Annotated in this window: 22 protein-coding genes and 2 pseudogenes; 13 read left to right on the top strand and 11 right to left on the bottom strand. The window is 49.4% G+C overall.

What is annotated here, in order from left to right; genetic code table 11:
* Positions 1–73: 73 nt before the first annotated feature.
* Positions 74–733, bottom strand: a complete 660-nt coding sequence (locus tag JK216_RS06995; RefSeq protein ID WP_212706815.1) for a gamma-glutamylcyclotransferase — start codon at positions 731–733, stop codon at positions 74–76.
* A 472-nt stretch (positions 734–1,205) separates the two neighbouring features.
* Here JK216_RS06995 and chaA point away from each other — a divergent pair, with 472 nt between their 5' ends.
* The gene (gene chaA, locus JK216_RS06990) at positions 1,206–2,297 is read left to right on the top strand and encodes a sodium-potassium/proton antiporter ChaA (protein ID WP_212706814.1); all 1,092 of its coding nucleotides are present in this window, start codon (positions 1,206–1,208) and stop codon (positions 2,295–2,297) included.
* Positions 2,298–2,573: 276 nt separating this feature from the next.
* Here the strand turns inward: chaA and kdsA are convergent, their stop codons facing one another.
* Genes kdsA through hemA form a run of 6 tightly spaced genes read right to left on the bottom strand, consistent with a single transcriptional unit; the run spans position 2,574 to position 7,899 of the window.
* Positions 2,574–3,428, bottom strand: a complete 855-nt coding sequence (kdsA, locus tag JK216_RS06985; protein WP_212706813.1) for a 3-deoxy-8-phosphooctulonate synthase — start codon at positions 3,426–3,428, stop codon at positions 2,574–2,576.
* A gap of 35 nt (positions 3,429–3,463) precedes the next feature.
* Positions 3,464–4,273: an invasion regulator SirB1 gene (sirB1, locus tag JK216_RS06980; RefSeq protein ID WP_212706812.1), complete on the bottom strand. Its 810-nt coding sequence runs from the start codon at positions 4,271–4,273 to the stop codon at positions 3,464–3,466.
* Positions 4,270–4,668 (bottom strand): SirB2 family protein, encoded by a 399-nt coding sequence (locus JK216_RS06975; protein WP_212706811.1) that lies wholly within the window; start codon positions 4,666–4,668, stop codon positions 4,270–4,272. Before JK216_RS06975 ends, sirB1 begins: the two co-directional genes overlap by 4 nt.
* Position 4,669: 1 nt before the next feature.
* Complete coding sequence (prmC, locus tag JK216_RS06970; RefSeq protein ID WP_212711301.1) at positions 4,670–5,518, bottom strand: peptide chain release factor N(5)-glutamine methyltransferase; 849 nt, start codon at positions 5,516–5,518, stop codon at positions 4,670–4,672.
* Positions 5,518–6,600: a peptide chain release factor 1 gene (prfA, locus tag JK216_RS06965; RefSeq protein WP_212706809.1), complete on the bottom strand. Its 1,083-nt coding sequence runs from the start codon at positions 6,598–6,600 to the stop codon at positions 5,518–5,520. The genes prmC and prfA overlap by 1 nt, the downstream gene beginning before the upstream one ends.
* Positions 6,601–6,642: 42 nt before the next feature.
* Complete coding sequence (hemA, locus tag JK216_RS06960; RefSeq protein WP_212706808.1) at positions 6,643–7,899, bottom strand: glutamyl-tRNA reductase; 1,257 nt, start codon at positions 7,897–7,899, stop codon at positions 6,643–6,645.
* 211 nt (positions 7,900–8,110) lie between these two features.
* Between hemA and lolB the strand changes: the two genes are divergently transcribed.
* The 3 genes from lolB (at position 8,111) to prs (ending at position 10,662) form a co-directional block, all read left to right on the top strand.
* Entirely contained in the window at positions 8,111–8,737 is a 627-nt protein-coding gene (lolB, locus tag JK216_RS06955; protein ID WP_212706807.1) for a lipoprotein insertase outer membrane protein LolB, read from the top strand.
* Complete coding sequence (gene ispE, locus JK216_RS06950) at positions 8,734–9,588, top strand: 4-(cytidine 5'-diphospho)-2-C-methyl-D-erythritol kinase (protein ID WP_212711300.1); 855 nt, start codon at positions 8,734–8,736, stop codon at positions 9,586–9,588. Before lolB ends, ispE begins: the two co-directional genes overlap by 4 nt.
* A 126-nt stretch (positions 9,589–9,714) precedes the next feature.
* Positions 9,715–10,662, top strand: a complete 948-nt coding sequence (gene prs / locus JK216_RS06945; protein WP_212706805.1) for a ribose-phosphate pyrophosphokinase — start codon at positions 9,715–9,717, stop codon at positions 10,660–10,662.
* A 105-nt stretch (positions 10,663–10,767) separates the two neighbouring features.
* Here prs and JK216_RS06940 read toward each other — a convergent pair whose 3' ends face one another.
* A complete protein-coding gene (locus JK216_RS06940; protein WP_212706967.1) occupies positions 10,768–11,070 on the bottom strand; it encodes a DUF2583 family protein in 303 nt (100 codons plus the stop codon).
* 193 nt (positions 11,071–11,263) lie between these two features.
* On the opposite strand from JK216_RS06940, the gene pth reads away from it, so the two are divergent.
* The gene (gene pth / locus JK216_RS06935; RefSeq protein ID WP_212706804.1) at positions 11,264–11,851 is read left to right on the top strand and encodes an aminoacyl-tRNA hydrolase; all 588 of its coding nucleotides are present in this window, start codon (positions 11,264–11,266) and stop codon (positions 11,849–11,851) included.
* Positions 11,852–11,966: 115 nt separating this feature from the next.
* Positions 11,967–13,058, top strand: coding sequence for a redox-regulated ATPase YchF (gene ychF, locus JK216_RS06930; RefSeq protein WP_212706803.1), 1,092 nt, complete (start codon positions 11,967–11,969; stop codon positions 13,056–13,058).
* 135 nt (positions 13,059–13,193) lie between these two features.
* On the opposite strand, the pseudogene JK216_RS06925 reads toward ychF, so the two are convergent.
* Positions 13,194–14,498: pseudogene (locus JK216_RS06925) on the bottom strand (IS3 family transposase).
* Positions 14,499–15,044: 546 nt separating this feature from the next.
* Here JK216_RS06925 and JK216_RS06920 point away from each other — a divergent pair.
* On the top strand, positions 15,045–17,348 hold the full coding sequence (locus JK216_RS06920; protein WP_212711299.1) for a TonB-dependent siderophore receptor: 2,304 nt from the start codon (positions 15,045–15,047) through the stop codon (positions 17,346–17,348).
* Between the two features lie 125 nt (positions 17,349–17,473).
* Positions 17,474–18,400 carry an alpha/beta hydrolase-fold protein gene (locus JK216_RS06915; RefSeq protein WP_249213132.1) on the top strand — a complete coding sequence of 309 codons (927 nt, stop codon included), beginning with the start codon at positions 17,474–17,476 and terminating at the stop codon, positions 18,398–18,400.
* 445 nt (positions 18,401–18,845) lie between these two features.
* Here the strand turns inward: JK216_RS06915 and JK216_RS06910 are convergent, their stop codons facing one another.
* The gene (locus JK216_RS06910) at positions 18,846–19,268 is read right to left on the bottom strand and encodes an Lrp/AsnC family transcriptional regulator (RefSeq protein WP_212709337.1); all 423 of its coding nucleotides are present in this window, start codon (positions 19,266–19,268) and stop codon (positions 18,846–18,848) included.
* Positions 19,269–19,391: 123 nt separating this feature from the next.
* On the opposite strand from JK216_RS06910, the gene JK216_RS06905 reads away from it, so the two are divergent.
* The 3 genes from JK216_RS06905 to JK216_RS06895 all read left to right on the top strand — a co-directional run bounded on the left by JK216_RS06905 (position 19,392) and on the right by JK216_RS06895 (position 22,098).
* Entirely contained in the window at positions 19,392–20,414 is a 1,023-nt protein-coding gene (locus JK216_RS06905; protein ID WP_212710463.1) for an ornithine cyclodeaminase, read from the top strand.
* An 8-nt stretch (positions 20,415–20,422) separates the two neighbouring features.
* Positions 20,423–21,367 carry a citrulline utilization hydrolase CtlX gene (locus JK216_RS06900; RefSeq protein WP_212711298.1) on the top strand — a complete coding sequence of 315 codons (945 nt, stop codon included), beginning with the start codon at positions 20,423–20,425 and terminating at the stop codon, positions 21,365–21,367.
* 227 nt (positions 21,368–21,594) lie between these two features.
* On the top strand, positions 21,595–22,098 hold the full coding sequence (locus JK216_RS06895; RefSeq protein WP_212710461.1) for a hypothetical protein: 504 nt from the start codon (positions 21,595–21,597) through the stop codon (positions 22,096–22,098).
* A gap of 349 nt (positions 22,099–22,447) precedes the next feature.
* Here JK216_RS06895 and JK216_RS06890 read toward each other — a convergent pair whose 3' ends face one another.
* Complete coding sequence (locus JK216_RS06890) at positions 22,448–23,497, bottom strand: LacI family DNA-binding transcriptional regulator (RefSeq protein ID WP_212711297.1); 1,050 nt, start codon at positions 23,495–23,497, stop codon at positions 22,448–22,450.
* Between the two features lie 507 nt (positions 23,498–24,004).
* On the opposite strand from JK216_RS06890, the pseudogene JK216_RS06885 reads away from it, so the two are divergent.
* Both JK216_RS06885 and JK216_RS06880 read left to right on the top strand, forming a co-directional pair.
* Positions 24,005–24,269: pseudogene (locus tag JK216_RS06885) on the top strand (PTS sugar transporter subunit IIB).
* A gap of 30 nt (positions 24,270–24,299) precedes the next feature.
* Entirely contained in the window at positions 24,300–25,562 is a 1,263-nt protein-coding gene (locus JK216_RS06880; protein WP_212710460.1) for a PTS ascorbate transporter subunit IIC, read from the top strand.

Genomic DNA, 25,562 nt, shown 5'->3' with positions numbered 1-25,562 from the left:
TGCAGACCCCGCCTTAACCCGGCACTGTGGAACCACTGAGTATCAGCATAAAGCCACCGTCACCGCTCACCGGTTACTGTTGTTGTAATTGTCTGACGTCGCGGGCCAGGGATAACAGAGTGTCATCCTGTTCTCCGAGTTCCGACAGACTGCTGACCAGTTGATACAGATATTGTGCATTTGTTCCGAGAGGCCCTTTAGCTGCAGCAATTAACGGGGCAATCACTGAAGGACTGTTATCAGACTCAAACAAGGGATGCAGGGGATTGATAGTGAATACCAGCGCGATAATCTGTTGCCCGTCATCAAGGGTAACCGCTTCCCAGCGCGGACAATAGCAGCCGGTCAGCATTTCCCGTTTCCAGAGTAATTCCAGCTCTTCAGCCCGGTTATCGTCACTCAGGCGAAACACCCGTCCGCGGGTTCTGCCGCCCGACTGTAAAGCCAGCATCCTGCCCGGCTGACATTCTGTTCCCCGGCCGGCTATCAGCCGGATACAAAACGCACGATGCCAGCCCTCAAGGACCGCAGGCCGTACGTCATTATAATCCAGCACCGGATTCCACATTAAAGATCCGTAACCAAATATCCATACGGGTAAACCTTCCGGCAACCGGTTAAGAAATTCCGCCAGCGAGGCTTTACGCTGTTGCGGAGTCAGCAATAACTGATCATCAATATGTCCGAATGAGGACCGGCAATCCGCATTGATCAAAAAATCCCGGGTCAGCACATCGTCCTCCTTAATCACCGGGGAATACTCAATACTGCTATCATTACAATAAACCGGCCATTATGTGAAGAGCATCACATAAATAGCTCTTTCCCGGCAACTCCCCCCGGCGCAGACTACTGGCTGAAAAATAAAAAATAATACATATGAAACAAAGAGATAAATATAAAAAATCGATAATATTACCCCGGAAACACAAATAACAGACTCAGTGTTGTTAGTGATGTAATAACCACGACTTTTTGCAAGATAACCTAAAAAAATCATGAATCAAAAATATTTTAAATCCATTTAAATCATTAAGTTAAATGAAGATAGCAGAGAAAACAGAAAGGTAATTAAAATATCACTACGGAGTAAATAAATGTGTCAGTAATATCTTTTAATGATACAGTATCTTCCGGAAATTTACCCGGTAACAAGGCTGCACAGAGTTACAGAGAGTCCAATTTATAACGCGTGAGGAGAGAGAATGCCAGCGCATGAAAAAACCCGCCATACGGAATACTCATTAATTTTCCCAATAATTGCCCTGGGCGTTTTATGGTTCTTCAGCCATCAGACGTCCCTGCCGCTGGTCATCGCCATCAATATATTAACCCTGGTCGCGATCCTCTGCAGCGCTTTCAGCGTTGTTCGTCACGCTGATGTACTGGCCCACCGGCTGGGGGAACCCTTTGGTTCATTGATTCTGACTCTGTCGGTGGTAATCCTGGAGGTCAGTCTGATTTCGGCACTGATGGCGACCGGAAATGCCAGTGCCGGGCTGATGCGCGATACCCTGTACTCAATTATTATGATCGTGACTGCCGGGCTGGTGGGTTTTGCGCTGCTGCTCGGCGGCCGCAAATTCGCCACACAATATGTCAATCTGGCAGGAGTAAAACAGTATCTGATTGCTATCTTCCCGTTAGCCATTCTGGTTCTGGTTTTTCCTAATGCCCTGCCGGGCGGTAACTTTACCACTGGTCAGGCACTGTTAATCGCTGCCGTGTCCGCAGCTATGTACGGGGTATTCCTGCTTATCCAGACCAAAACCCACCAGAGTCTGTTTATTTATGAACATGAAGACGAAAGTGATGACGGTGACCCTCACCATGGTAAACCTTCTGCTCATAGCAGCGGCTGGCATGCCTTATGGCTGATTATCCATCTGCTGGCGGTGATCAGTGTGACTAAAATGAATGCACCGGTACTGGAACAATTGCTGGGCGACCTGAATGCGCCGCCACAGTTTACCGGTTTCCTGATTGCCCTGCTGATCCTGTCTCCGGAAGGATTAGGGGCTATCAAAGCAGTGCTGGCTAACCAGGTACAGCGGGCTATGAATCTGTTTTTCGGCTCCGTACTGGCGACAATTTCGTTAACAGTACCGGTGGTCAGCCTGATCGCAGTCATTACCGGCCAGCCGCTGATTTTCGGCCTCGAAGCGCCACAAATGGTGATTATGTGCAGTGTGCTGTTACTGTGCCAGGTGTCATTTTCTACCGGACGCACTAACGTACTCAATGGTGCCGCGCATCTGGCGCTGTTTATCGGCTACCTGATGACTATTATGCTGTAACCTGTTGACAAACCACCACAGGCGCAGGATTGCGCCTGTGGCAGATCGGATAATCCCGGCCCTTTCTGCCCGCCCCTCAGCGTCAGTACTGCTCTGCTACAACTCCTTGCAGCCATCAGGTGCACAGACAGGTATTTCCCGGGCAGGCAGAGACAGAAGCAGAGAATATACGACATAAACCAAATGGCAGGGCTGCGATGCAGAAACAGGGCCGGTAATCATCCCGGCACAGACAGGAGCCAGTGCAGCACAGAATTGCGCTGCACTCTGTATAACTTAGCGGCTGGTATCCAGCGCCGGGAACGATTTAACTAAATCATCAATCCCTTTCATCTGAACCAGGAAAGGTTCCAGCTTATCCAGCGGTAATGCTGAAGGGCCATCACATTTTGCATTATCCGGATCCGGATGCGCTTCAATAAACAGCCCGGCAATCCCTACCGCCATCCCGGCACGCGCCAGTTCTGCTACCTGGGCACGGCGACCACCGGATGCCGCCCCAAAAGGATCCCGGGTTTGCAGGGCATGGGTAACGTCAAAAATCACCGGGGAGTTATGCGTCACTTTTTTCATGACATTAAAGCCAAGCATATCAACCACCAGATTATCGTAACCAAAGTTACTGCCGCGGTCACAGAGGATCACCTGATCATTACCGCCTTCGGCAAATTTATCAACAATATTACCCATCTGCCCCGGGCTGACAAACTGTGGTTTTTTTACGTTAATCACAGCACCGGTTTTCGCCATCGCTTCGACCAGGTCTGTCTGACGGGCAAGAAATGCCGGCAGCTGGATAACATCAACCACTTCGGACACAGGCTGTGCCTGGGCAGCTTCATGTACATCGGTAATAATTTTCACACCAAAAGTACTTTTCAGCTCGGCAAAGATCTTCAGACCTTCTTCCAGGCCAGGGCCACGGTAAGAATGAATTGAGGAGCGGTTCGCTTTATCAAACGAAGCTTTAAAAACGTAAGGGATACCCAGTTTGTCTGTCACTCTGACATAGTGTTCGCAGATACGCATGGCAAGTTCACGGGATTCGAGAACGTTCATACCACCGAACAACACAAATGGCAGATCGTTTGCTACCCTGAGGTCACCAATAGAGACTACTTTCTCTGTCATACTGTTGTTCCTTTAATTACTGATATCAACGCGGCTTAGTGCAGCGTAACGTGTTTTTGCCCGATGGCATGGATCTGCACCTTAATCATTTCACTGACCGGATCTTCAGGGCATTGTTCAATAAAATAGGTTAAGTCACTTAATGCAACATGTTCACATTCAAGTTGCGCATAAATCAAACCCCGGTCACGAATTTCATAGGGGTCTTCAGGATCCATTTTCAGCAGAACTTCACTGACTTTTAACGCCAGCTCCAGCTGTTGTTCATCCATCAACGAGGCTTTCAGTGTATCAAGCATTTTACGAATAACCGAAGCAATATCAGCTTCATCCAGGTCTTCATCATACAAACCGGATGTCGGCCCGATAGTCCCTTTCACCCACACATCCAGTGTATGTTCGTCCAGCGTTTCGCCGTTAAACGGGTTAATTAACCACATTTCGCCATCAATCCAGTCAGCCCGGGCAATCAGCTGTGTCGGGAAAATAACCGGCAACAGTGGCAGAGATAACCGGTCTGCAATAAACAGCAGTAACGCACCGAGTGAAACGGCTGTGCCCTGACGGGTTTTCAGCACATTATCCAGCCACAAGGCATCGGATAAGCGGTATATACCGCCGGCCCCGCCAAATCCCCACTGCCCGTAAAACAGCTCCATCAGTTTCCCGAGACGCTTCTCAGGGTCAGTTTCACCGGCCACATAAGTTTCTGCTTCAGTGACCAGCAACTCTAACTGCCGCCGCACATTCCCGGCCGAAAAATCGGACCGGATGTCCTGCATTACAGTCAGCATGGCTTCACACAATGAGCCATGACTAAAATCAAATTGGTTTGCGGAACTCATAACATCCCCACTAGCGGTATTCTGTTGATCGCAAGGAAGACAATGATAACCAGCATCAGTAATGCTGCACAAAATGCAATTCCGCGGATAAACGGTGAAAAATTACGACGACCAAAAGCGACAAATCCGAAACCGATATACAGAATGACCGCCATTAATTTTTCGGTCAGCCAGCTGCCATCGGCAGTAAACGGATAATAACGGGTGATCAGCACCAGCATAATGCCGGTCAGCAACAGCAGCGTATCATTAATATGCGGAGTGATTTTCACCCAACGACGCTGCATCATCGCGGAGCCTGCCGTTTTCCAGTAAAAACGGCCGGTAAATAACAACACCGAAACGATTGCGGTGAAGATGTGAATCGATTTTATAACGGTAAAATAATTGTTCATATCAGCCCGCCATCTGTCCGGGATTATACTGGCCAAAAGTTACCCGCGGGTTACCGCCATAGTCTGCTTGTGTGGCCACCTGCTGATAACCGGCATCCGTCAGTAAACGGCTTACCGCATCTGCCTGTTGCCAGCCATGCTCCATCGCCAGCCAGCCCCCTTTCTGTAACCAGTCACGGCTCTGGTCTGCAATCTTACGCAGATCTGCCAGCCCGCCCTCATCCGCCACCAGTGCACTGAGGGGCTCAAAACGGACATCCCCCTGCTGCAGATGCCGGTCCGTCGCATCAATATAAGGAGGATTACTGACAATCAGCTGATACTTTGCGCCAGACAGTTCACTGAACCAGTCGCTTTGCAAAAACCGGCAACCGGATAACGCCAGCAGTGCGGCATTTTCACGGGCCAGTGCAACAGCCTCAGGCACCCTGTCCACCCCGGTAATTTCACAGTCCGGCCGTTCTTTGGCTATCGCCAGTGCAACCGCTCCGCTGCCGGTGCCCAGGTCAAGCACCGCCGCAGGCGATGCCCCGAGCAATTGCAGGGCGACCTCGACCAGCACTTCCGTATCCGGCCGCGGGATCAGGGTACTGTTATTCACTTTTAAGGGCAGTGACCAGAATTCCCGCTCCCCCAGCAAATGGGCCACAGGTTCCCCTGCCCGGCGGCGTTCCAGCAACATGGTTAAGCGGGTTAACTGGGCAGGCGACAGACTGGTATCATCAAAGGCAATCAGCCAGCTACGGGGTTTCGCCAGCACATAGCCGAGCAGTACTTCCGCATCACGTTTCGGACTTTCACTGTGCTGCAATACCACACGGCTTTGTGCCAGCCAGTCACGTATCCGCATTATTCCTGGCCTGCCAGTGCCGCCAGCTGATCTGCCTGATATTCCTGAACAATAGGCTCGATCAGGCTGTCCAGTTTACCTTCCATTGTTTCATCCAGCCGGTACAGTGTCAGGTTGATACGGTGATCCGTGACCCGTCCCTGAGGGAAGTTGTAGGTCCGGATACGGTCAGAACGGTCACCGCTGCCCAGCAGGTTACGCCGCGCCGAAGCCTCGGCTTCATGACGTCTGGCCATTTCGGCGGCATGGATACGTGCCCCCAGAACCGACAAGGCTTTCGCTTTGTTCTTATGCTGCGAACGCTCATCCTGGCACTCCACCACGATACCGGTTGGCAGGTGCGTAATACGGATAGCAGAGTCAGTGGTGTTAACGTGCTGACCACCTGCTCCCGACGACCGGAAAGTATCAATTTTCAGATCCGACGGATTAATATCCGGCAGCTCGGCATCCGGGATCTCCGGCATAATAGCCACAGTACAGGCTGAAGTATGAATACGCCCCTGGGATTCGGTCTCAGGTACCCGCTGTACACGGTGACCACCGGATTCAAATTTCAGCCGGCCGTAAACGCCATCACCGATAATTTTCGCAATGACTTCTTTATAGCCACCATGTTCGCCTTCGTTGGCACTGATGATTTCGACACGCCAGCGGTTGGTTTCCGCATAGCGACTGTACATACGGAACAGATCACCGGCAAACAAAGCAGCTTCATCACCACCGGTTCCGGCACGGACTTCAACAAAACAGGGACGTTCATCGTCCGGATCTTTTGGCAGCAACAGTACCTGCAGTTCCTGCTCAAGTATTTCGCTCTGGCTCTTCGCTTGTTGTAATTCGTCGTTAGCCATCTCCCGCATTTCGGGATCGTCGAGCATCAGAGTTGCTGTTTCGATATCATCCTGAACCTGCTGCCAGTGGCGGAAGCATTTGGTCACGTCGGTTAACTGAGCATATTCGCGGGATAACGCCCGGAAACGCTCCTGATCTGCAATGACCCCGGCATCACCCAATAACGCTTCAACTTCTTCATGGCGTTCCTGCAGCGCTTCGAGTTTGGCAACAATTGATGTCTTCATGTATTTGAGGTTTTTCCAATCACTGAAAAGGACCACCCGGCATTATTCAATGCCAAGGCCGTCACGTAAAATTTGCAGGCGTTCATCGTCCCCGTCACGGGCAGCCTGCTGGAGAGATTTTGTCGGCGCATGGATCAGCCGGTTAGTCAGTTTATGGGCAAGGTCATGCAGCACTTTTTTCGCATCCTGTCCCTGCTCTAATGCCAGTAACGCCCTGGATTCCAGGTCTTCACGGATATGTTCAGCCTGTTCACGGTAATCACGGATGGTGGTTACCGCCGACTGCGCCCGCAGCCATGACATAAACTCACAGCTTTCATGCACCACGATACTTTCGGCTTCAACCGCCGCCGCTTCACGCTGTGCCATATTCTGCTGAATAATGGTCTGTAAATCATCGACAGTATATAAATAGGCATTCGCCAGTTTACCCGCCTCCGGTTCAACATCCCGCGGTACTGCAATATCTACCAATAGCATCGGCTGATTACGCCGGGCTTTTAGCGCCCGTTCCACCATACCTTTACCGATAATCGGAAGCGGGCTGGCGGTGGACGAGATAATAATATCCGCGTCCTGCAACCGAGAGCTGATATCACCAATGTCGATAACTTCAGCATTGACTTCTTCTGCCAGCCGCTGAGCACGTTCCCGGGTCCGGTTAGCAATAATCAGCTTCTGTACACGGTGCTCACGCAGATGACGGGCAACCAGTTCGATAGTTTCCCCGGCACCGACCAGCAACACATTCACTTTCGACAGTGATTCAAAAATCTGCCTGGCGAGGGTACAGGCCGCAAAGGCCACCGATACCGCACTGGCACCAATCTCTGTTTCGGTACGAACCCGTTTGGCCACCGAAAAGGTTTTCTGGAACATACGCTCCAGTTCGCTGCTCAGTACATGACCACGCTGAGATTCTGCAAAGGCTTTTTTTACCTGACCCAGAATCTGGGGTTCACCCAGCACCAGAGAGTCCAGCCCGCTGGCGACCCGCATCAGATGGCTGACCGCCGCATTATTCTCGTGCCAGTACAGACTTTGCCTGACGTCTTCCTCTTTAAGCTGATGATACGTACACAGCCAGCGTACCAACTGCTCCTGAATATCATCATTTTCATCGACACTCAGGTATAATTCAGTGCGATTACAGGTTGAAAGTACCACACCACTTTGTACCTGTGGCTGTGATAACAGGCTGTCCAGCGCTTTATCAAGTGTGTCCGGCCCAAAAGATACCCGTTCGCGCAACGCGACAGGTGCCGTTTTGTGATTGATTCCGAGTGCTAGAAGCGTCATGGTGATTCTGGTCGGGTTGTCCCGGTAATTTCAGGGTTATAGGACCATTCTACAAGATGAGGCAGATCAAGAAAAGCCATACAAAAGCTATGACTGTAATAAGATTAACCTGATCCCATATAATATTCCCCGAATAGCATTGACGGTTAAATGCCTGCACGGTAGCGTTTAGCGCTCTGCAGTAAACATCCGGGTCTGAGGAGATGACGACGTGAGTATATTGAATAGACGCAGGCTGGGCCGGTGCCTGCCTGTTGCCAGCCTGCTGTTAAGCGCCTGTGTTACCCCCCCGCCACAGGGACCCGGCCAAAGCCCGGACTCCGCCCAATGGAAACAGCATGTCAGTGAAGTTAAGAAAATTACGGCTTTTCAAACCCGCGGGGCCTTTGCCTACCTTTCTGAACAACAAAAAGTGTATGCCCGTTATAACTGGCAACAGACAGCCAGCGATCGTTACCGGCTGTTATTAACCAGCCCGCTGGGCAGTACCGAAATGCAGCTGGATACCCAGGGAACAACCGTACAGCTGGTGGACAATACAGGGAAACGCTACTTCAGCCACAATGCCACTCAGATGATCTCTGAACTGACCGGCATGAACATTCCGCTGGAAAACCTGCGGCAGTGGATGCTGGGACTGCCCGGTTCAGCCAACAGCTATACCCTGAATAACCAGTACCAGTTGCGTAGCGCAACCTATACCCACGACGGCCAGACATGGCAGGTTACTATCAATGATTACCGTCAGGACGTGAAACCCGCCCTGCCCGCCGACCTCGAGTTAACCACCGGTCATCTGCGTATCAAATTACGTATGGACAGCTGGAAATTACCATGACCACAACCTGGCCCAGTCCGGCAAAACTGAATCTGTTCCTTTATATCACTGGTCAGCGTGCCGACGGCTACCATAATCTGCAGACATTGTTTCAGTTCCTTGATTACGGCGACAGCCTGACTATCAGCACTGACTTCTCTGCCCGGCTGCGGATGAATACCCCGCTGGCCGCGGTCGCCGATGAAGATAATTTAATTATCCGTGCGGCACGCTTGCTGAAAGCCGCGGCCCTCGCAGACCGGCGGATCAGCGAAGATGCCGGTGCCGAATTCACTGTTGAGAAAAAAATCCCGATGGGCGGCGGTCTCGGGGGGGGATCATCCAACGCCGCCACCGTACTGGTGGCGTTAAACCAGCTCTGGAATTGCAGTTACTCTGCCGAATACCTGGCAAGCCTCGGGCTGCAACTGGGGGCGGACGTGCCGGTATTTGTTCACGGTTATGCGGCCTTTGCCGAAGGTGTCGGCGAACAACTGCAACCCGCCAGTCCGCCGGAAAAATGGTACCTGGTCGCCCATCCCGGAGAAAGTATTCCTACCCCGGCCGTTTTCGGCGATCCGCAACTTACCCGAGATACTCCGCACCGGACATTAAACCAGCTTATGGATAGTTGCTGGCATAATGATTGTGAAGCTGTCGTAAGAAAACGTTTTCGTAAGGTTGATGAATTGCTTGTCTGGCTGTTAGAATACGCGCCATCACGCCTGACAGGGACAGGTGCCTGTGTGTTTGCCGAGTTTGACACAGAGGAAGCCGCCCTTCAGGTTCTTGAACTCGCTCCTGAATGGATAACTGCTTTTGTGGCGCGCGGGGTGAATACCTCACCGTTGCAAATGTGTTTGTCTGAGTGATCAGCGTGTGCGTGACAGTATCATCCTGTTCCAGATACTGCGCGTATCGCATTTATACACCTGTGTGAACTTTCCCTGTGGCACAGCGCAGGGAGTTCTCTGGACGTAAAGCCTGAGGTTTTTCTCGTGCCCGATATGAAGCTTTTTGCTGGTAACGCTACCCCGGAACTGGCGCAACGCATAGCCAACCGTCTTTACACTAACCTCGGGGACGCCGCTGTCGGTCGTTTCAGTGATGGTGAAGTCAGTGTACAGATTAATGAAAACGTGCGTGGCGGTGATATTTTTATCATTCAGTCCACCTGCGCTCCTACTAACGATAATCTGATGGAACTGGTGGTAATGGTTGACGCGCTGCGTCGTGCCTCCGCCGGACGTATTACCGCCGTTATCCCTTACTTTGGTTATGCCCGTCAGGATCGTCGCGTCCGTTCTGCCCGTGTCCCCATTACCGCAAAAGTTGTTGCCGATTTTCTTTCCAGCGTAGGTGTTGACCGTGTTCTGACGGTTGACCTGCACGCAGAACAGATTCAGGGCTTCTTTGATGTACCGGTAGATAACGTATTCGGCAGCCCGATCCTGCTGGAAGATATGTTGCAGCTGAATCTGGAAAACCCGATTGTGGTTTCTCCGGACATTGGTGGTGTTGTCCGTGCCCGTGCAGTCGCCAAATTGCTGAATGATGCCGATATGGCCATCATTGATAAACGCCGCCCGCGGGCAAATGTTTCTCAGGTCATGCACATTATCGGTGATGTTGCCGGCCGTGATTGCGTACTGGTCGATGATATGATCGATACCGGCGGCACTCTGTGTAAAGCTGCAGAAGCGCTGAAAGAACGCGGTGCCAAGCGGGTATTTGCCTATGCAACCCACCCTATTTTCTCAGGTAATGCCCTGGAAAACCTGCGTAACTCGGTAATTGATGAAGTGGTTGTCTGTGATACCATTCCTTTGTCACCGGAAATCAAAGCACTGCCTAATGTCCGGACGCTGACATTATCCGGAATGCTGGCTGAAGCTATCCGCCGTATCAGTAACGAAGAATCTATCTCTGCAATGTTTGAGCATTAATCACTGCTTATCATTTCAGCTAAAAAGCCGGGCATAATGCCCGGCTTTTTCATGTAATGACCCGCTGTTATATAAACGTTATGCTGGTCCGGAAAGCGCTGCGCGTTACTGAGTCACTGAATCCACATCCGTTGCCGGTGATGATTTATGGCGCGGATGCAGATTACAGCCACTGTAACGCAGCAAAAAATAGCGGTCACAGACTTTTTCACGTCCGCCGAGTTGTGCGCCCGCCAGCCATAATAAGGCCCCGAGGAAGATAGCAAATACAGCACCGTCCACAGCAACCGCAGGCAGGTGAACAGAATGCAACTGACTCATCACGGCTAATACCATCCCTGTAACAATAACCAGCAGGCCAATGCCCATCAGCGCATTGCCATATCTCAGACATTGTTTATGTTTCATCATCTCCCCTTTCTGCCATGCGACAGCCGTTGAACAATTAAACAAAAGTTTAGTAATCAATACTAATCAATTCTGCTACTCAGATCACAAACCTGAGCGAAAATTACCATTCCGTGCGCTGGCGACTGATCTTTGTGCTTATGCGTGTCAGGCAGTAAACTAATGCCTTTGTAATCATGGCAGGGTAGAAATTGTGAGCAGTATTAAACTGATTGTAGGTCTGGCGAATCCGGGCGCGGAATATGCGGCCACCCGGCATAATGCCGGCGCCTGGTATCTCGATTTGCTGGCAGAACGACATAATCAGTCGTTAAAAGAAGAACCTAAATTCTACGGCTACACAGCCCGTATCAGCCTGGCAGGAAATGATGTCCGGTTACTGGTACCTGCAACCTTTATGAACCTGAGCGGCAAAGCTGTGGCTGCCATGGCCACTTTTTACCGCATTACGCCGCAGGAAATTCTGGTCGCCCATGATGAACTTGATATGCTGCCGGGAGTCGCTAAATTCAAACAAGGTGGCGGTCATGGCGGACATAACGGACTGAAGGATATCATCAGTAAGCTGGGGAATAATGCCGACTTCCATCGACTGCGTATCGGCATCGGCCATCCCGGTGACCGTAATAAAGTCACCGGTTTTGTTCTGGGTAAACCACCGCAGAGTGAACAAAAACTGATTGACGAAGCCATTGATGAGGCTGTCCGTTGTACGGAAGTATGGCTGAAAGACGATCGGCTTAAAGCAATGAACCGCCTGCATAGCTTTAAAGCCGGTTAAGCGGCTCCGGAAATCCGCGCCATTATGGGTGGTTATGTGTATAATGCGGCAAAATTTTACAGTTCCGGCGGCAGTCTGTTTATCTGCCGCCAATACGTTATAAGGTAACTCAAGCATGGGATTTAAATGCGGTATCGTGGGCCTGCCAAATGTTGGTAAATCCACCCTGTTTAATGCGCTGACGAAAGCGGGTATTGAAGCGGCTAACTTTCCGTTCTGTACTATTGAACCCAATACCGGTGTGGTTCCCATGCCTGACCCGCGTCTGGACAAGCTGGCAGAAATCGTTAAACCTCAGCGTACTATCGCCACCACCATGGAATTTGTCGATATTGCCGGTCTGGTAAAAGGCGCATCTAAAGGTGAAGGCCTGGGTAACCAGTTTCTGACTAACATCCGCGAAACCGAGGCTATCGGTCATGTTGTTCGCTGTTTTGAAGATGACAATATTATTCACGTTTCCGGGAAAGTGAATCCGGCTGATGATATTGAAGTAATCAACACTGAACTGGCCCTGTCCGATCTGGATACCTGTGAACGCGCTATCCAGCGTTTACAGAAAAAAGCCAAAGGCGGCGATAAAGACGCGAAAGCCGAACTGGAAGTGCTGGAGAAGTGCCTGCCACAGCTGGAAAATGCCGGCATGCTGCGTGCGCTGGCACTGGATGAAGACGAAAAAGCCCTGATCCGCTATCTGAGTTTCCTGACCCTGAAACCAACCATGTACATTGCTAACGTCAATGAAGACGGCTTCGAAAACAACCCGTTCCTCGATCAGGTCCGGGCTATCGCCGACCAGGAAGGTTCTGTGGTCGTGCCGGTCTGTGCTTCGGTTGAATCGGATATTGCTGAACTGGACGACGCGGACCGCGAAGAATTTATGGCTGAACTGGGCCTCGAAGAACCGGGCCTGAACCGTGTGATCCGTGCCGGTTACGCCCTGCTCAGCCTGCAGACCTACTTCACCGCCGGTGTTAAAGAAGTCCGTGCCTGGACTATCCCTGTCGGCGCAACCGCCCCCCAGGCGGCCGGCAAAATCCACACCGACTTCGAAAAAGGCTTTATCCGTGCCCAGACTATCGCTTTTGACGACTTTGTCGCGTTCAAAGGCGAACAGGGTGCCAAAGAAGCCGGAAAAATGCGTGCCGAAGGAAAAGAGTATATCGTTAAAGATGGCGATATTATGAACTTCCTGTTCAACGTCTAAATAAAATGTGTTGTCTTATGAGGTTTCATTGAGTCTCATAAAAATCACAAAAAACCAAAAAATCCACGCAATTGCGTGGATTTTTTTATTTCACAGACTCTCAACTTATCTCGTAACAGGGTAATCCCCCCATTTTTAACGGAGGCGATAAGTAGAATCAGATAAGCGTTGAATATGTTGCATCGACGTGTAGCCATTCAGTGCCATATTCGGTCGCTCGTGATTATAAAACCATTGCCACTGCGTGGCATAGTCCTGCAATTCATCCGGTGATGTAAACAGGTGTTGCCCCAGCCAGTCATAACGCACTGTCCTATTGTAACGCTCTATATAGGCATTTTGCTGCGGATTACCTGGCTGGATAAAGTTAATCTGGATACCTCTTGTATTCTCCCATGATATCAACGTATTACTGGTATATTCCGGTCCGTTATCACAGCGTATTGCTGTGGGTTTCCCTTTCCACTCAATAAGTTGTTCCAGCGTTCGCACAACCCGACTTGCCGGCAGAGAAAAATCGACCTCTATTGCCAGGGCTTCACGATTGACAGGCGGACCGAACGGCCATCCGATAATTGATCGTGCATGAAGTCCATTGACCAGCATTCATTACTGTTTTCAGGCACCGCTAACGCTTCGGGTTTCTCCCGTTTTAAGCGCTTTTTCGGCTTTATCCGCATGTTTAGCGACAGTTCGCAGTAAATCCGGTACACCCTTTTGTGGTTAAACCGGAGGTTTTTTACATTACGGAGGTACAAAAAGCACAGGCCAAATCCCCAATTGCACTGGCTGTCAGTTATGCGCAGCAGCCAATCAGCAATAGCTTCATTTTCTTCACTCAGTGTAGGTTGGTAGCGATAGCAACTTTCACTGACGGCAAATAACCGGCAGGCAAAACGAATACTGACTTGCCGAAGCCGGACCGCTTCTTGTGCCATCTGCTTCCGATGCGATGGTTTCACCACTTTTTTGTCATGGCTTCCTGAATAATTTCTGCTTTGAGTCGTTCTTCGGCATACATCTTTTTCAGGCGGCGGTTTTCGTCTTCCGGGTCTTTGAGACGGGCCATCATGGAGGCATCCATCCCGCCAAAGCGTGAGCGCCACTTATAGAAACTAGCATTGCTCATACCATGCTCGCGGCACAGTTCAGAAACCGGCGTTCCGGCTTCGGCCTTTTGGAGAATGGCCAGCTCCTCTGCCTGTTCAGCCAGCTGCCGTTTGAGGCGGGCATTTTCAGCAGCCAGTTCGTTCTCCCGTTCTGAGGATATCATTTGCTGCTGTTGTTTACTGCACCAGTTGTAGAGCTGCGATTCATACAGCCTGAGCTCGCGGGCGGCTGCGACCACACGATACGCTCAGCGAGTTTAAGGGCTTCATTTCGGAATTCAGGCGTGTGCTGCTTACGCGTCTTCTTTATGGTTGATGCTGGCTTTGTCATGTGACTCACCTCTGAGTTGAGAGTTTACTCACTTAGTCGCGTGTCCACTATTGCTGGGTAAGATCAGTTACCCTGAACCCGGAACGGGAAAAACAGGCGGCTTAAATTAACCGGGGATGACAACTACCTTGATACCTACCACCGGGCCGGAACCACCAAAACGCGGTGACTGGATATGCCTGAACCTGTGGTTTTCCCCGCAATCGGTAAGCTCCCGGTCAGAGAGACTCCCCTTGTCGGGATATATTTATGGTTCATTGTAACCTTAAATATTATACGGACACTTATTACTAATAGAGTGAATAATTCCATTTGTAACAAACCATGTTAATTATTAAAAAAATGGTCCGTTCAGCTGAATTTATTAATCATTAACGCACTGCTTAAAGATTAAAGTACCGTAATCGCCGTGGTATCACCCGACACCGTGGCATGCACAACCGCTTTACACTTTGCTTACCCTTCTGCCACTTCTGTTATTGATATTAAAAATAATTCTCATTAGTATTTTAATTCAAAAAAAACATGCAGAAACTTTACTCTTTTATGGCAAATAAATCATTGAAATACTCGCTTCTGGCATCTCTGGTGGCAGGCAGTTTTATTACCCCTTTGTCTAACGCAGCCGATACTTCAGATCAGAATGTCATGCAAAACATCAGAGAGCCGGTTAAAAAACAGCCCTCCTCTGAAACAAAAAAAGTACTCATTCCTGAGGCGAAAAAAGAGGACGGCCCCCCGCTGGTAGTGACTGGTCGGCTACAGACGCTGCAGGCCCCGGGCGTCTCGATCATCGATCAGGAAGCTATTAAAAAACATCCCATCCAGCGCGATGTATCCGAAATTATCCGTACTATGCCAGGCGTTAATCTGACGGGAAACTCCACCAGCGGCCAGCGGGGTAACAACCGACAGATTGATATTCGCGGTATGGGGCCGGAGAACACGCTGATCCTGATTGATGGCATGCCAGTCAGCAGCCGTAACTCAGTACGCTACGGCTGGCGTGGTGAACGCGATACCCGTGGTGACAGCAACTGGGTACCTCCGGAAATGATCGACCATATAGAGGTTATCCGTGGCCCGGCCGCGGCATTGTATGGTAACGGTGCCATGGGGGGCGTGGTCAATATTGTGACCAGGCCCGCTGGGAAAACCTGGCATGGCAGCTTTAATAGTTATTACAACGTCCCGGAGCACAAACAGGAAGGTGCGACTAAACGTGAAAACTTCGACCTGAGTGGCGGGCTGACCGATAACCTGACCATGCGGCTGTATGGCAACTGGAGTAAAACCCAGGCCGATGGTAAGAACATTAACGACGGTCATTCCGCAGAGCGTACCGGAAAATATGCCGGTATGGTTCCGGCCGGCCGTGAAGGGGGCGTTAATAAAAATATTAACGGTGTATTGCGCTGGGAATTTGCCCCAATGCAGGCGCTGGAATTAGATGCAGGCTACAGCCGTCAGGGTAACCTGTATGCCGGAGACACTCAGAATACTAACAACACCACTCTGACCAAAGCTTATTACGGTAAGGAAACTAATATTATTTATCGCCAGACTCTGGCGCTTAAGTACACCGGTGCCCGGGACAATGGTGTCACCACCAATAACTACATACAGTTTGAAAAAACCCGTAATACCCGACTGAAAGAAGGCTTATCCGGAGGGGTGGAAGGGCTGTTTTCCTCCATTGATGAAGGCTTTGCAACCATTAATCTGAATGATACTAATCTCCACTCGGATATTAACATTCCGATTAGCGGCCGGGTACAGCAGAATCTGACCTTTGGTGCTGAATTTAATCACCAGACGATGAAAGATCCGACATCGAATACTCTGGCAGCAACATCAGATATTGACGGCGTATCTGGCAGCTACCGTAGTGAATACAGCTCGGCAAATATCTGGGGTATCTATACCGAAGATAATATCGACCTGACCGACTCAACTCGTCTGACCCCGGGAATTCGCTTAAATCATCAGTCCTATACCGGTAGTAATGTCAGTCCGTCTCTGAACCTGTCACAGGATCTGGGTGGCGACTTTACCCTGAAGATGGGAATTGCCAGGGCATGGAAGGCTCCGAATCTGTACCAGACTAACCCGAACTATCTGCTGTACAGCAGCGGCAATGGTTGCTATGACACAGGTTCCAGTTGCTACCTGCAGGGCAATAAAAACCTGAAGGCTGAAACCAGTATCAACAAAGAAATCGGCATTGAATACCATCATGAACGTGTTCAGGCCGGTCTGACCTGGTACCGTAACGATTACCGTAACAAAATCGAAGCCGGCACCAGTTCTGCCTACTACAACGGTACTTCCAACGTCTATCAGTGGACTAACGTACCGAAATCAGTGGTACAAGGGCTGGAAGGGACCTTTAATTTCCCGATCAGTGATCGGGTGACTATGAATAATAATTTCACCTATATCATTGATAACGAGAATAAATCCACCGGTGATTATCTGTCGATAATTCCTAAATTCACCATAAACTCAGAGCTGGACTGGCAGGCAACTAACGATTTAGCCGTTCAGGGAACCATGACCTGGTATGGCAGACAGAAACCGCAAAAATATAATACTCAGGGTGTGGCAACTTCCGGCAGCGAAACCTGGCAGGTGAACCCTTATGCGGTGTTCGGGTTCAGCGCTGTCTACAGTGTGAATAAAAATATGGATGTGACCGCAGGTATCGATAACCTGCTGGATAAACGTCACTACCGTGAAGGTAATGCGTTAACCACAGGTTCCAACGGAACTTACGCCTATGGCGCCGGTGCCCGGACCTACAATGAATCAGGGCGGACCTACTACATGGAACTGGGAATGCACTTCTGATCGTCAGTGCGACAGGGGCGGTGAGCTGCTGCCCTGCCCCTCGAAGGCTGTCAGCCCCTATCTGACGGAGTTAACCTGATACCGCCCAGCTCTGCCGGCGGTATTGCTATTGGAGAGTGATGTTCATGAATACTTCTGGCCGCAGGCTGGCTGACTATAAAAATCTGATCTTACTGGTTTGCATTAGCGGATCTATGGCCGGTGCCTGTTCTGTGGCGGATGCCAGGCCGAATATGGCCCCGCTGGGACCCAACATTGCTGATAAAGGTTCGGCAGTGTATCACTTCAGGGTCAAAAGTTTCGATTCGACTGACGGGCAGCGACATTACAGAGTGTGGACTGCGATTCCGGATAAAGCACCGCCGGTGAAAGGGTATCCGGTGCTGTATATGCTGGACGGCAACGCGGTGATGGATAAACTCTCTGAACCGCTGCTGGAAAAGCTGTCGCAACATAATCCGCCGGTGATTGTTGCGGTCGGTTATCAGACCAACCTGCCTTTCGATCTTAAAGGCCGGACCTACGATTATACTCCGGCGGTGACTTCCGGGAACGGTTCATCGCAGCAGCAGGATCGCCGCGGCAGGCCCGCCGGAGGAAGTCTGGTGTTTCGCAAACTACTGGAAGGCACTATCGCGCCGCAGGCAGAAAATAATCTGCCACTGAATACCGCACAACGTGGGGTATGGGGCCACTCATTCGCCGGACTGTGGGTGCTGGATTCTTATGTTCATTCGGATTTCTTTCATCAGTATTACTCCGCCAGTCCGTCGTTGGGACAGATGGACTTTAATTTGCTGACACTGATGACGTCACTTCCGGCTGACCGGCTACAGAATAAACATCTGTTTCTGATGGAAGGTGACGGAGATCTGCAGCGGAAAAATACGGCTCCGGGTAATGATATCCTGGCAGCGGTCAGTAAAAGCGTCTCTCAGTTGCATGATAAAGGCGTTACGGCGAGTTATCTATTGTTTCCCGGTCTGAGTCACGGTCAGATGTTCCCGGCATCACTGGAAGAGGCACTGCTGCGGGTATCACAGCAGCCGTAACTGCGGTTTTACGACGGAGGGCCGGCCCTCCGTCAGCTTCAGCTTACTGTGCTTTCAGAACCACCACTGCGTAGCGGCACAATCGATCGTTGCCGTGAGTAAAAATACAATCCGCAGGATCTTCTGATTCCAGGCCGTCGCCACAAATCGCAAAAAAATAAAAAATTCACGTAATCGCGTGGTTTTTTTATTCCGGACTGCCCCGGCTGGTTTTAAAAAAAGCAACTCATCGTGGATGGACAGTGAATACCCGGCAGTAAAACGGGCTAAAGTTCGCGAAAAATATCAGTACCCTGTCAAAAATATCCCCCGGTACCCGCTTCTTAAAAGCCTTCAGCAAACGGCTAATGATATCCACCGACAATTGTCACGAAAGCACGTCGTATCCTTTTATCAATTTTCAGATTACGTTATCGCGCTGGAACATTGTAACTGCCTTGTTTTATCAGGCTTTATGAGTGGAAAGTAGTATGCTGGTTTCCGTATTCTGAATTCCTTCGATACGCCTGACCCGGCCCAGTATCCGGTCAAAGTTTTCCAGTGAATCCGAGCGAAGCTCAACTAATAAATCCCATTTACCATTGGTCGTGTGCAGTGTATAAACCGCCGGATCGCCACGCAGTTGCTGAAGTACCGTTTTCGCTTTTGTTCCTTCTACCGCGACATTCATCCAGGCCCTGATTTTGTTCTGTTCGACACCCGGTTTTACTTTGACGGTATAACCGGTTATGACGCCTTCGTTTTCCAGCGCTTCCATACGTTTCTGGACGGTAGCACGGGATACTTTCATTGTTGCTGCAAGTTCAGTTACTGATGCCCGTGCATTTTCACGCAGCAGAGCCACAAGGTGTTTGTCTGTATCTTTCATCTCAAAATGATTTTCTGCATTTACATATTGCTAATAAATATATCTTTTTGGCCTTTTTATCAACTTATATAAGACAAATTAATGTTTCATACTGTTGTTTCAGGACCACAGGGAGAATCTTTAATGACGCGATTTATTGATACGCATGATATGAGTAAGCTGGTAAACCTGTCCGGCGTAGCCGGATTTATCAGACAGCTGGTTGATTATATTGAGTATGATTTTTTACGTTGGGGAGAATTTGATAAAACACCACGGGTGGCAAGCCATTCTGATATTGGTGTGATTGAGCTGATGCCGGCGGCTGACTCTGCATATTACGGCTTCAAATACGTGAACGGGCACCCTCAGAATACCCTTCATAATCAGCTAACCGTTATGGCTTTTGGCGCGCTGGCAGAAATTGCGACCGGCTACCCGCTCCTGTTGAGCGAATTCACGCTTGCCACCGCGCTACGCACAGCAGCAACATCGGTACTGGCTGCCAAATATCTGATGCGTAAAAACGCACGACATATGGCCGTAATTGGTAACGGAGCACAGAGCGAGTTTCAGATAATCGCGTTCAGTGAAGTCCTGAAACTCACGGATTTCTGGCTTTACGATGTCGATGATACAGCCACAGAAAAACTGGCCGCTAATCTCAGGGATTATGCTGGCATTAACCTGCATTTCTGCCGCAGTGTTGATGAAGCCGTGGCACAGGCCGATGTTATTACCACCATTACTGCTGATAAAACCAATGCGACCATTATTTCTGCTGCACAGGTTAAGCCGGGTATGCATCTCAACGCAGTTGGCGGCGACTGTCCGGGCAAAACAGAGCTTGAAGCCCGGATACTCAGTGAAGCAGATATTTTCGTCGAATTTACCCCGCAGTCACGTATAGAAGGCGAAATACAGCAGATGCCGGACGATTTTTCCGTTACGGAGCTTTGGCAGGTGCTCAGAGGAGAGCGTCCCGGCAGAAAGAGCGATACGGCGGTGACCGTATTTGATTCAGTCGGGTTTGCCATTGAAGACTTCTCGACGCTCCGCCTGATCAATGACATGGCCCGGCAACACCATATTGGCAGCACTGTCCGTCTGGTTCCTGCCCCGGCTAACCCCCGCGACCTTTACCGTTTTCTGAAACACCCGGAGTAACATTCAAGATGCAAACAACACATTCTGTTCTGATGGTACGTCCGGCGGCTTTTAAAGGAAATCCCGAGACACGTCTGAGTAATTCTTTCCAGAAAACATTAAGTCAGGTTCCTGACGTCGCAGAGCTTGCAAGGACCGCTTTCGATGGTTACGTCACGGCACTTCAGGAGGCAGGGGTTAATGTCAAGGTGATAGATGAGGATACAGCCCGGGATACACCCGACTCCCTGTTTCCCAACAACTGGATAGCCATGATGGGAGACGGCACTATATATACGTTTCCGATGGAAGCGAAAAATCGCCGGCGAGAACGCAGGCAGGATATCATCGCCGACCTGACGCAAGACTATATTGTTAACCGAAGAATTGACCTGTCTGTTTTTGAAGAAAAAGGTCTTTATCTCGAAGGAACCGGGTCACTTATTCTGGATCATGATCATCGTATCGCCTACGCATGCCGATCGTCGCGCAGTTCGGAAGTGGCAGCCAAAGAATTTGAAAGAATATCAGGTTACCGTATGCACTGGTTCAATGCATATGACCGCCATCAGCAGCCTGTTTATCATACTAACGTGATGATGAGCCTTGGGAAAAAATATGCCATCGTCTGTCTTGAATCCCTCTCGTCCGGAGCGGAACGACAGCGGCTGCTCGCATCTCTTCAGCGTACCGGCAAAGAAGTTATCGACGTGACCTGGCGCCAGATGGAAGCCTTTGTCTGTAACGTTATTGAGCTAAAAGACTGTCACGGCCAGCCGGTATACGCCATGTCTGGCCGGGCATGGGCATCCTTCACGCCGGAGCAGCAGCAGAAGATTTCAGATTACGCCCGACTCGCCCTGGCGCCTATTGACATCATTGAAGATCTGGGCGGAGGCGGTGCACGTTGTATGGTGGCTGAAATATTTCTGGAAAAGAAAATGCCGGTACCTGAAACCTGTAATCATTATTAGTGACAGCCTGACCCGGGGTGTCGTGCCCGGGTAACTTTCAGGCAGCAGCAGAGTATTTCAGACAGTTATCTTCCACAATAATAACAGGCAAACTGTTCACTCTCCGGGCAGTGTGGGTTTCCTGTATAGCCGTCATATAAAAATATAAACAGATTGAAGGTAATTTCAGCAGCTGAATCAATAATGTCTATACTGTTATACTATCAAGACTATTTGGAGAAACAGTAATGAAACTAAAGCACTTATGCTTATTGACTGCTGTCACGAGTATTATTTCTATACCTGTAAGCTATGCCGCTACCAGTAATTCTCCTGACCAGGCCAAACTTCATCGCTGTGCAGACCCTGTATTCTATGCACAGACCTCTGATCATGATAAAGAAGTAGAGGTCTGTATTATTCAGTCAGAGGTATCATACTCATTCGGCCAGACCGTCTCAGGTGTAACACAACAAAAAAATATTGTTGTCCCGAAAAGGAATACATCATTTATTAGCCAGGGGGATAAAAAACATAGCCTTAATGCGTTCACAGTCTACAATGAAAACACTGCCTATCAGGTTGCATACGGCACAAATGATACAGGGGCGCCTTTTGCGACTCTTGATATCTATAATAATGCTTCCGGTGATAAACATGCTATAAGCCATATTAATTTTGACCCGGATACAGTTATTGGCAATATCAGCTATGAACTCTCCGGTCAGGGTATACCGGCAGAAAAACCATAATAAACAGAACAATGACGGATATTTTTATATTTAAATAGCCGTCATTGTTTATTAAAAATGATGACGTTAGCGTATAACTTGCTGTTGCATCTGACAGGAATGTTCGTCAGCCACCTGCCCGGCATATAAATATCCAGCCGGTTTTGATGACGGACACTTATGCGACCATCACTGGCCTTGCCTGTTAAACAGACTCCTGTCGTATTAGCAGCTATAGCACACCCGGCAGACAAAGATAAGCCAGCGACTCATCCCTCACCCTGTTATGACCTTATCCGTCAGACACATCCGGCTTATCCGCAGAGAGTGAATACGGTTACCGCTGTATTGCCCTGTGTTGCTGCGAAAATTAACCGGGTGTACTTGCCCTGATTTTAAGCACACCGGGCATTTCAATATATTTGTCACCGGGCACATCATTAAGCAAATCGAGAAGGGCTTTGCCGGCCCTGTTTCCGATATCATGCCAGGGGAACTCAACTGTCGTTAAAGACGGAGAACATACCTTTGATAAGCTGCTTCCCCCCAGACTGGCAATGGCAAGAGTATCAGGGACTTTTATACCTGCATTATGGCAGGCCATCATACACCCACAGGCTATTTCATCCGAGGTACAAATTAACCCGTCGAGGTCACTCCAGGTAATCATCAGATCGCTGAACACATTCAGCCCGGTGGTGATAGCTGAAGGTAGATGAGTGGCTACTACCCTGTGCGGAGAACGATTCAGGGAAAGCATAGCTGTATTCCAGCCACTCAATATCTGACGAGACATCCTGTTGTTCGCGGGGGTACAAAGCAACGCAATATTTTTTAAAGAGGCGGCAGACAGTTGTGTCACAAGCATTCTGACTGCCTTAGCATAATCCACGCCGATACTGATCCCGACCGAATGCGGATTCAGCGCACCAATATCGAGTATCGGTACCTCAGTATGTGACAGCAGCCGGCTGCAGCTGTCGATAGTGTCAGTATTAAACTGAATAATCGCCGCCGGGTTGTAGGCAAGAATTTTCTCAAACGCTTTATATTCAGTGCGGCCATCATTACCGGATTCCATTAGCATCATGGTATACCCCTGTCCGGACAGCACAGCCTGCAATGATTCTGATATTGTTAAAAAGCCCGGTGAAGAAAACGCCGGGGCCACAACCAGTATAAGATCTGAATGTACCGAAGCCAGATTACGTGCCTGGAGATTCGGTACATAACCAAGCTGACGGACGGCTGCATCAATACGGGCTCGCAGCTCGGAATTCACTTTTTCAGGCATTCTCAATGCCCGCGAGACAGTCATTGCACTCACGCCGACGAACTCAGCCACTTCCGTCAGGGTAATTTTACCCGTCCCCTTGCGGCGTTTTTCTTTCGGACTACTGTCTGCGTCTGAAATTTGCAAAAAAACTCCGACTGTTTAAAAAACAGGAAATTGAGAACCATTATCTACGGCTGATAGTATAACTTAGTATAGGACAGGTGTAAGAACATTCTAAATTATGTTACTCGCAACCCAAATTTTAACTCTCCGGAATGTTAGCGCTAACTTCGGGAGTCTGATCACAGTTGTGTTCTGTCTGACTGTTTATAGTTCGCCATATCGGGGTTCAGAGGGAAGATATAATCAGTAATAAGAACACATTAAAAAAACACACCTGCTGATATAACGGATAACCTTACAGACACCTCCCGGACTGAGGGGAAAAATATAAACAGCAGCTATTAAAATTAACTAATGGAACACGAAAGACGTAATAATAAACTGACTCTTATATACCAGCCAGCCGATAAACAGATAAAACTTATAACTCTGCGGCGGTACGGGACGGATGCCCGGAAAACATATGAAATAACTTTAAATGACAGGATTAGTCAGGCCAGACATAAAGACATATAAAAGGGAAACACAATGAATAAAGCACTGATTGTATGTGGTAACGGACCAGGCAGCAGCTTTATTGTCGAAATGAATGTAAAAAAATCCTGCGAGAGACAAACAGACAGGCAGATGTCAGCCACACAGATGTCAGCTCTGCAAAAAGCGAAGTGGCTGATATTATCCTCAGCGCAAAAGATATTGCCCGCCATCTCAGTGGCCATTCTGCAAAGGTCTTCGGGCTGAGTAATCTTTTGGATAATAAAAAATAACAGATATTCTGGAAGAAAACATTTGAAGGCTCGTCATCTGATTCGCGGAGTATATTATGCTTCAGTTCCTTATTTACGATGTGTTAGGGACACCGGCGATATTGGTCGGCGTGTTTTCACTGACCGGACTATTATTACAAAAGAGAGCCATCTCTGAAATTATTGCCGGTACATTAAAAACAATAATGGGTTTTGTTATTCTGACTGCCGGTGCAGGTATCATCGCCAGTACATTAACAACCTTCAGTCAGTTATTTGAACACTCTTTCCACCTTCAGGGCGTCGTTCCTAATACTGATGCCATGGCGGTCCTGGCACAGAAAGATTACGGTACTGCTACCGCCATGATTATGGTATCAGGGATGCTTATCAATATCCTCCTCGCACGCCTGACACCATTGAAATATATTTTCCTGACCGGGCATCATACGCTCTATATGGCTGCAATGCTGGCCGTGGTCTTATCTGCCGGAGGTTTGTCAGCTCCCATTGTGGTGGCAGCCGGCTCAATCACTCTTGGCGCAATGATGGTTATTTCACCGGCCATTCTACAGCCCTTTACCCGGAAAATTACTCACTCTGACGACCTCGCATTGGGGCATTTTGGCTCAGCCGGCTACCTGCTCGCCGCCCTTATTGGTAAAGTCACAGGGAAAGGAAGCCCTTCGATTGAAGAGGTTAAGGTTCCTGACTCCCTGAACTTCCTGCGAGACTCGTCTGTCGCAATAGCACTCACCATGATGGCCCTTTTTCTGGTGTTAGTGACCGTTGCGGGTAAATCCTTTGTTGAAGAAACCCTGAGCGCAGGTCAGAACTATATTATCTTCGCCGTTATTCAGTCCCTTACTTTTGCCGCTGGCGTCTATATCATTCTGGCAGGCGTACGTATGGTGATAGCTGAAATTGTACCGGCGTTTAAAGGTATTGCTGACAAATTAGTGAAAAATGCAAAACCCGCGCTGGACTGTCCGACCGTTTTCCCTTTTGCCCCCAATGCAGTCATCGTCGGATTTCTGTCCAGTTTTTCTGCAGGGCTGGTAAGTATGTTTCTCTGCCCGCTGTTCGGTCTGAGTGTCATCGTCCCCGGGCTGGTTCCGCATTTTTTTTGCGGTGCAACGGCGGGGGTTTACGGCAACATCACTGGCGGGCGCCGCGGTGCAGTGGCCGGCTCTTTTTCCCACGGCCTGCTGATTTCGTTCCTGCCAGCCATTCTGTTACCGATGATGGGCAATATGGGGCTGAGCTCCACCACCTTTGGTGATGCTGATTTCGGCATTATCGGGATTATCCTGAGTCATATTATGACAATTTTTAACTAA

This window comes from Tatumella sp. JGM94, assembly GCF_018257595.1.
Classification (GTDB): domain Bacteria; phylum Pseudomonadota; class Gammaproteobacteria; order Enterobacterales; family Enterobacteriaceae; genus Tatumella; species Tatumella punctata.
The sequence above is the reverse complement of the archived record's forward strand: the minus strand, read 5'-3'. Positions and strand labels throughout refer to the sequence as shown.

What these genes read in the sequence shown, in the direction of transcription:
- chaA (WP_212706814.1), top strand. Translation starts at nt 1,206, where the DNA reads ATGCCAGCGCATGAAAAAACCCGCCATACGGAATACTCATTAATTTTC.
- JK216_RS06915 (WP_249213132.1), top strand. Translation starts at nt 17,474, where the DNA reads ATGAATACTTCTGGCCGCAGGCTGGCTGACTATAAAAATCTGATCTTA.
- JK216_RS06910 (WP_212709337.1), bottom strand. Translation starts at nt 19,268, where the DNA reads ATGAAAGATACAGACAAACACCTTGTGGCTCTGCTGCGTGAAAATGCA.
- hemA (WP_212706808.1), bottom strand. Translation starts at nt 7,899, where the DNA reads ATGACGCTTCTAGCACTCGGAATCAATCACAAAACGGCACCTGTCGCG.
- prfA (WP_212706809.1), bottom strand. Translation starts at nt 6,600, where the DNA reads ATGAAGACATCAATTGTTGCCAAACTCGAAGCGCTGCAGGAACGCCAT.
- sirB1 (WP_212706812.1), bottom strand. Translation starts at nt 4,273, where the DNA reads ATGAGTTCCGCAAACCAATTTGATTTTAGTCATGGCTCATTGTGTGAA.
- ychF (WP_212706803.1), top strand. Translation starts at nt 11,967, where the DNA reads ATGGGATTTAAATGCGGTATCGTGGGCCTGCCAAATGTTGGTAAATCC.
- JK216_RS06895 (WP_212710461.1), top strand. Translation starts at nt 21,595, where the DNA reads ATGAAACTAAAGCACTTATGCTTATTGACTGCTGTCACGAGTATTATT.
- ispE (WP_212711300.1), top strand. Translation starts at nt 8,734, where the DNA reads ATGACCACAACCTGGCCCAGTCCGGCAAAACTGAATCTGTTCCTTTAT.
- prmC (WP_212711301.1), bottom strand. Translation starts at nt 5,518, where the DNA reads ATGCGGATACGTGACTGGCTGGCACAAAGCCGTGTGGTATTGCAGCAC.
- JK216_RS06920 (WP_212711299.1), top strand. Translation starts at nt 15,045, where the DNA reads ATGGCAAATAAATCATTGAAATACTCGCTTCTGGCATCTCTGGTGGCA.
- kdsA (WP_212706813.1), bottom strand. Translation starts at nt 3,428, where the DNA reads ATGACAGAGAAAGTAGTCTCTATTGGTGACCTCAGGGTAGCAAACGAT.
- JK216_RS06900 (WP_212711298.1), top strand. Translation starts at nt 20,423, where the DNA reads ATGCAAACAACACATTCTGTTCTGATGGTACGTCCGGCGGCTTTTAAA.
- JK216_RS06940 (WP_212706967.1), bottom strand. Translation starts at nt 11,070, where the DNA reads ATGAAACATAAACAATGTCTGAGATATGGCAATGCGCTGATGGGCATT.
- JK216_RS06905 (WP_212710463.1), top strand. Translation starts at nt 19,392, where the DNA reads ATGACGCGATTTATTGATACGCATGATATGAGTAAGCTGGTAAACCTG.
- JK216_RS06975 (WP_212706811.1), bottom strand. Translation starts at nt 4,668, where the DNA reads ATGAACAATTATTTTACCGTTATAAAATCGATTCACATCTTCACCGCA.
- JK216_RS06880 (WP_212710460.1), top strand. Translation starts at nt 24,300, where the DNA reads ATGCTTCAGTTCCTTATTTACGATGTGTTAGGGACACCGGCGATATTG.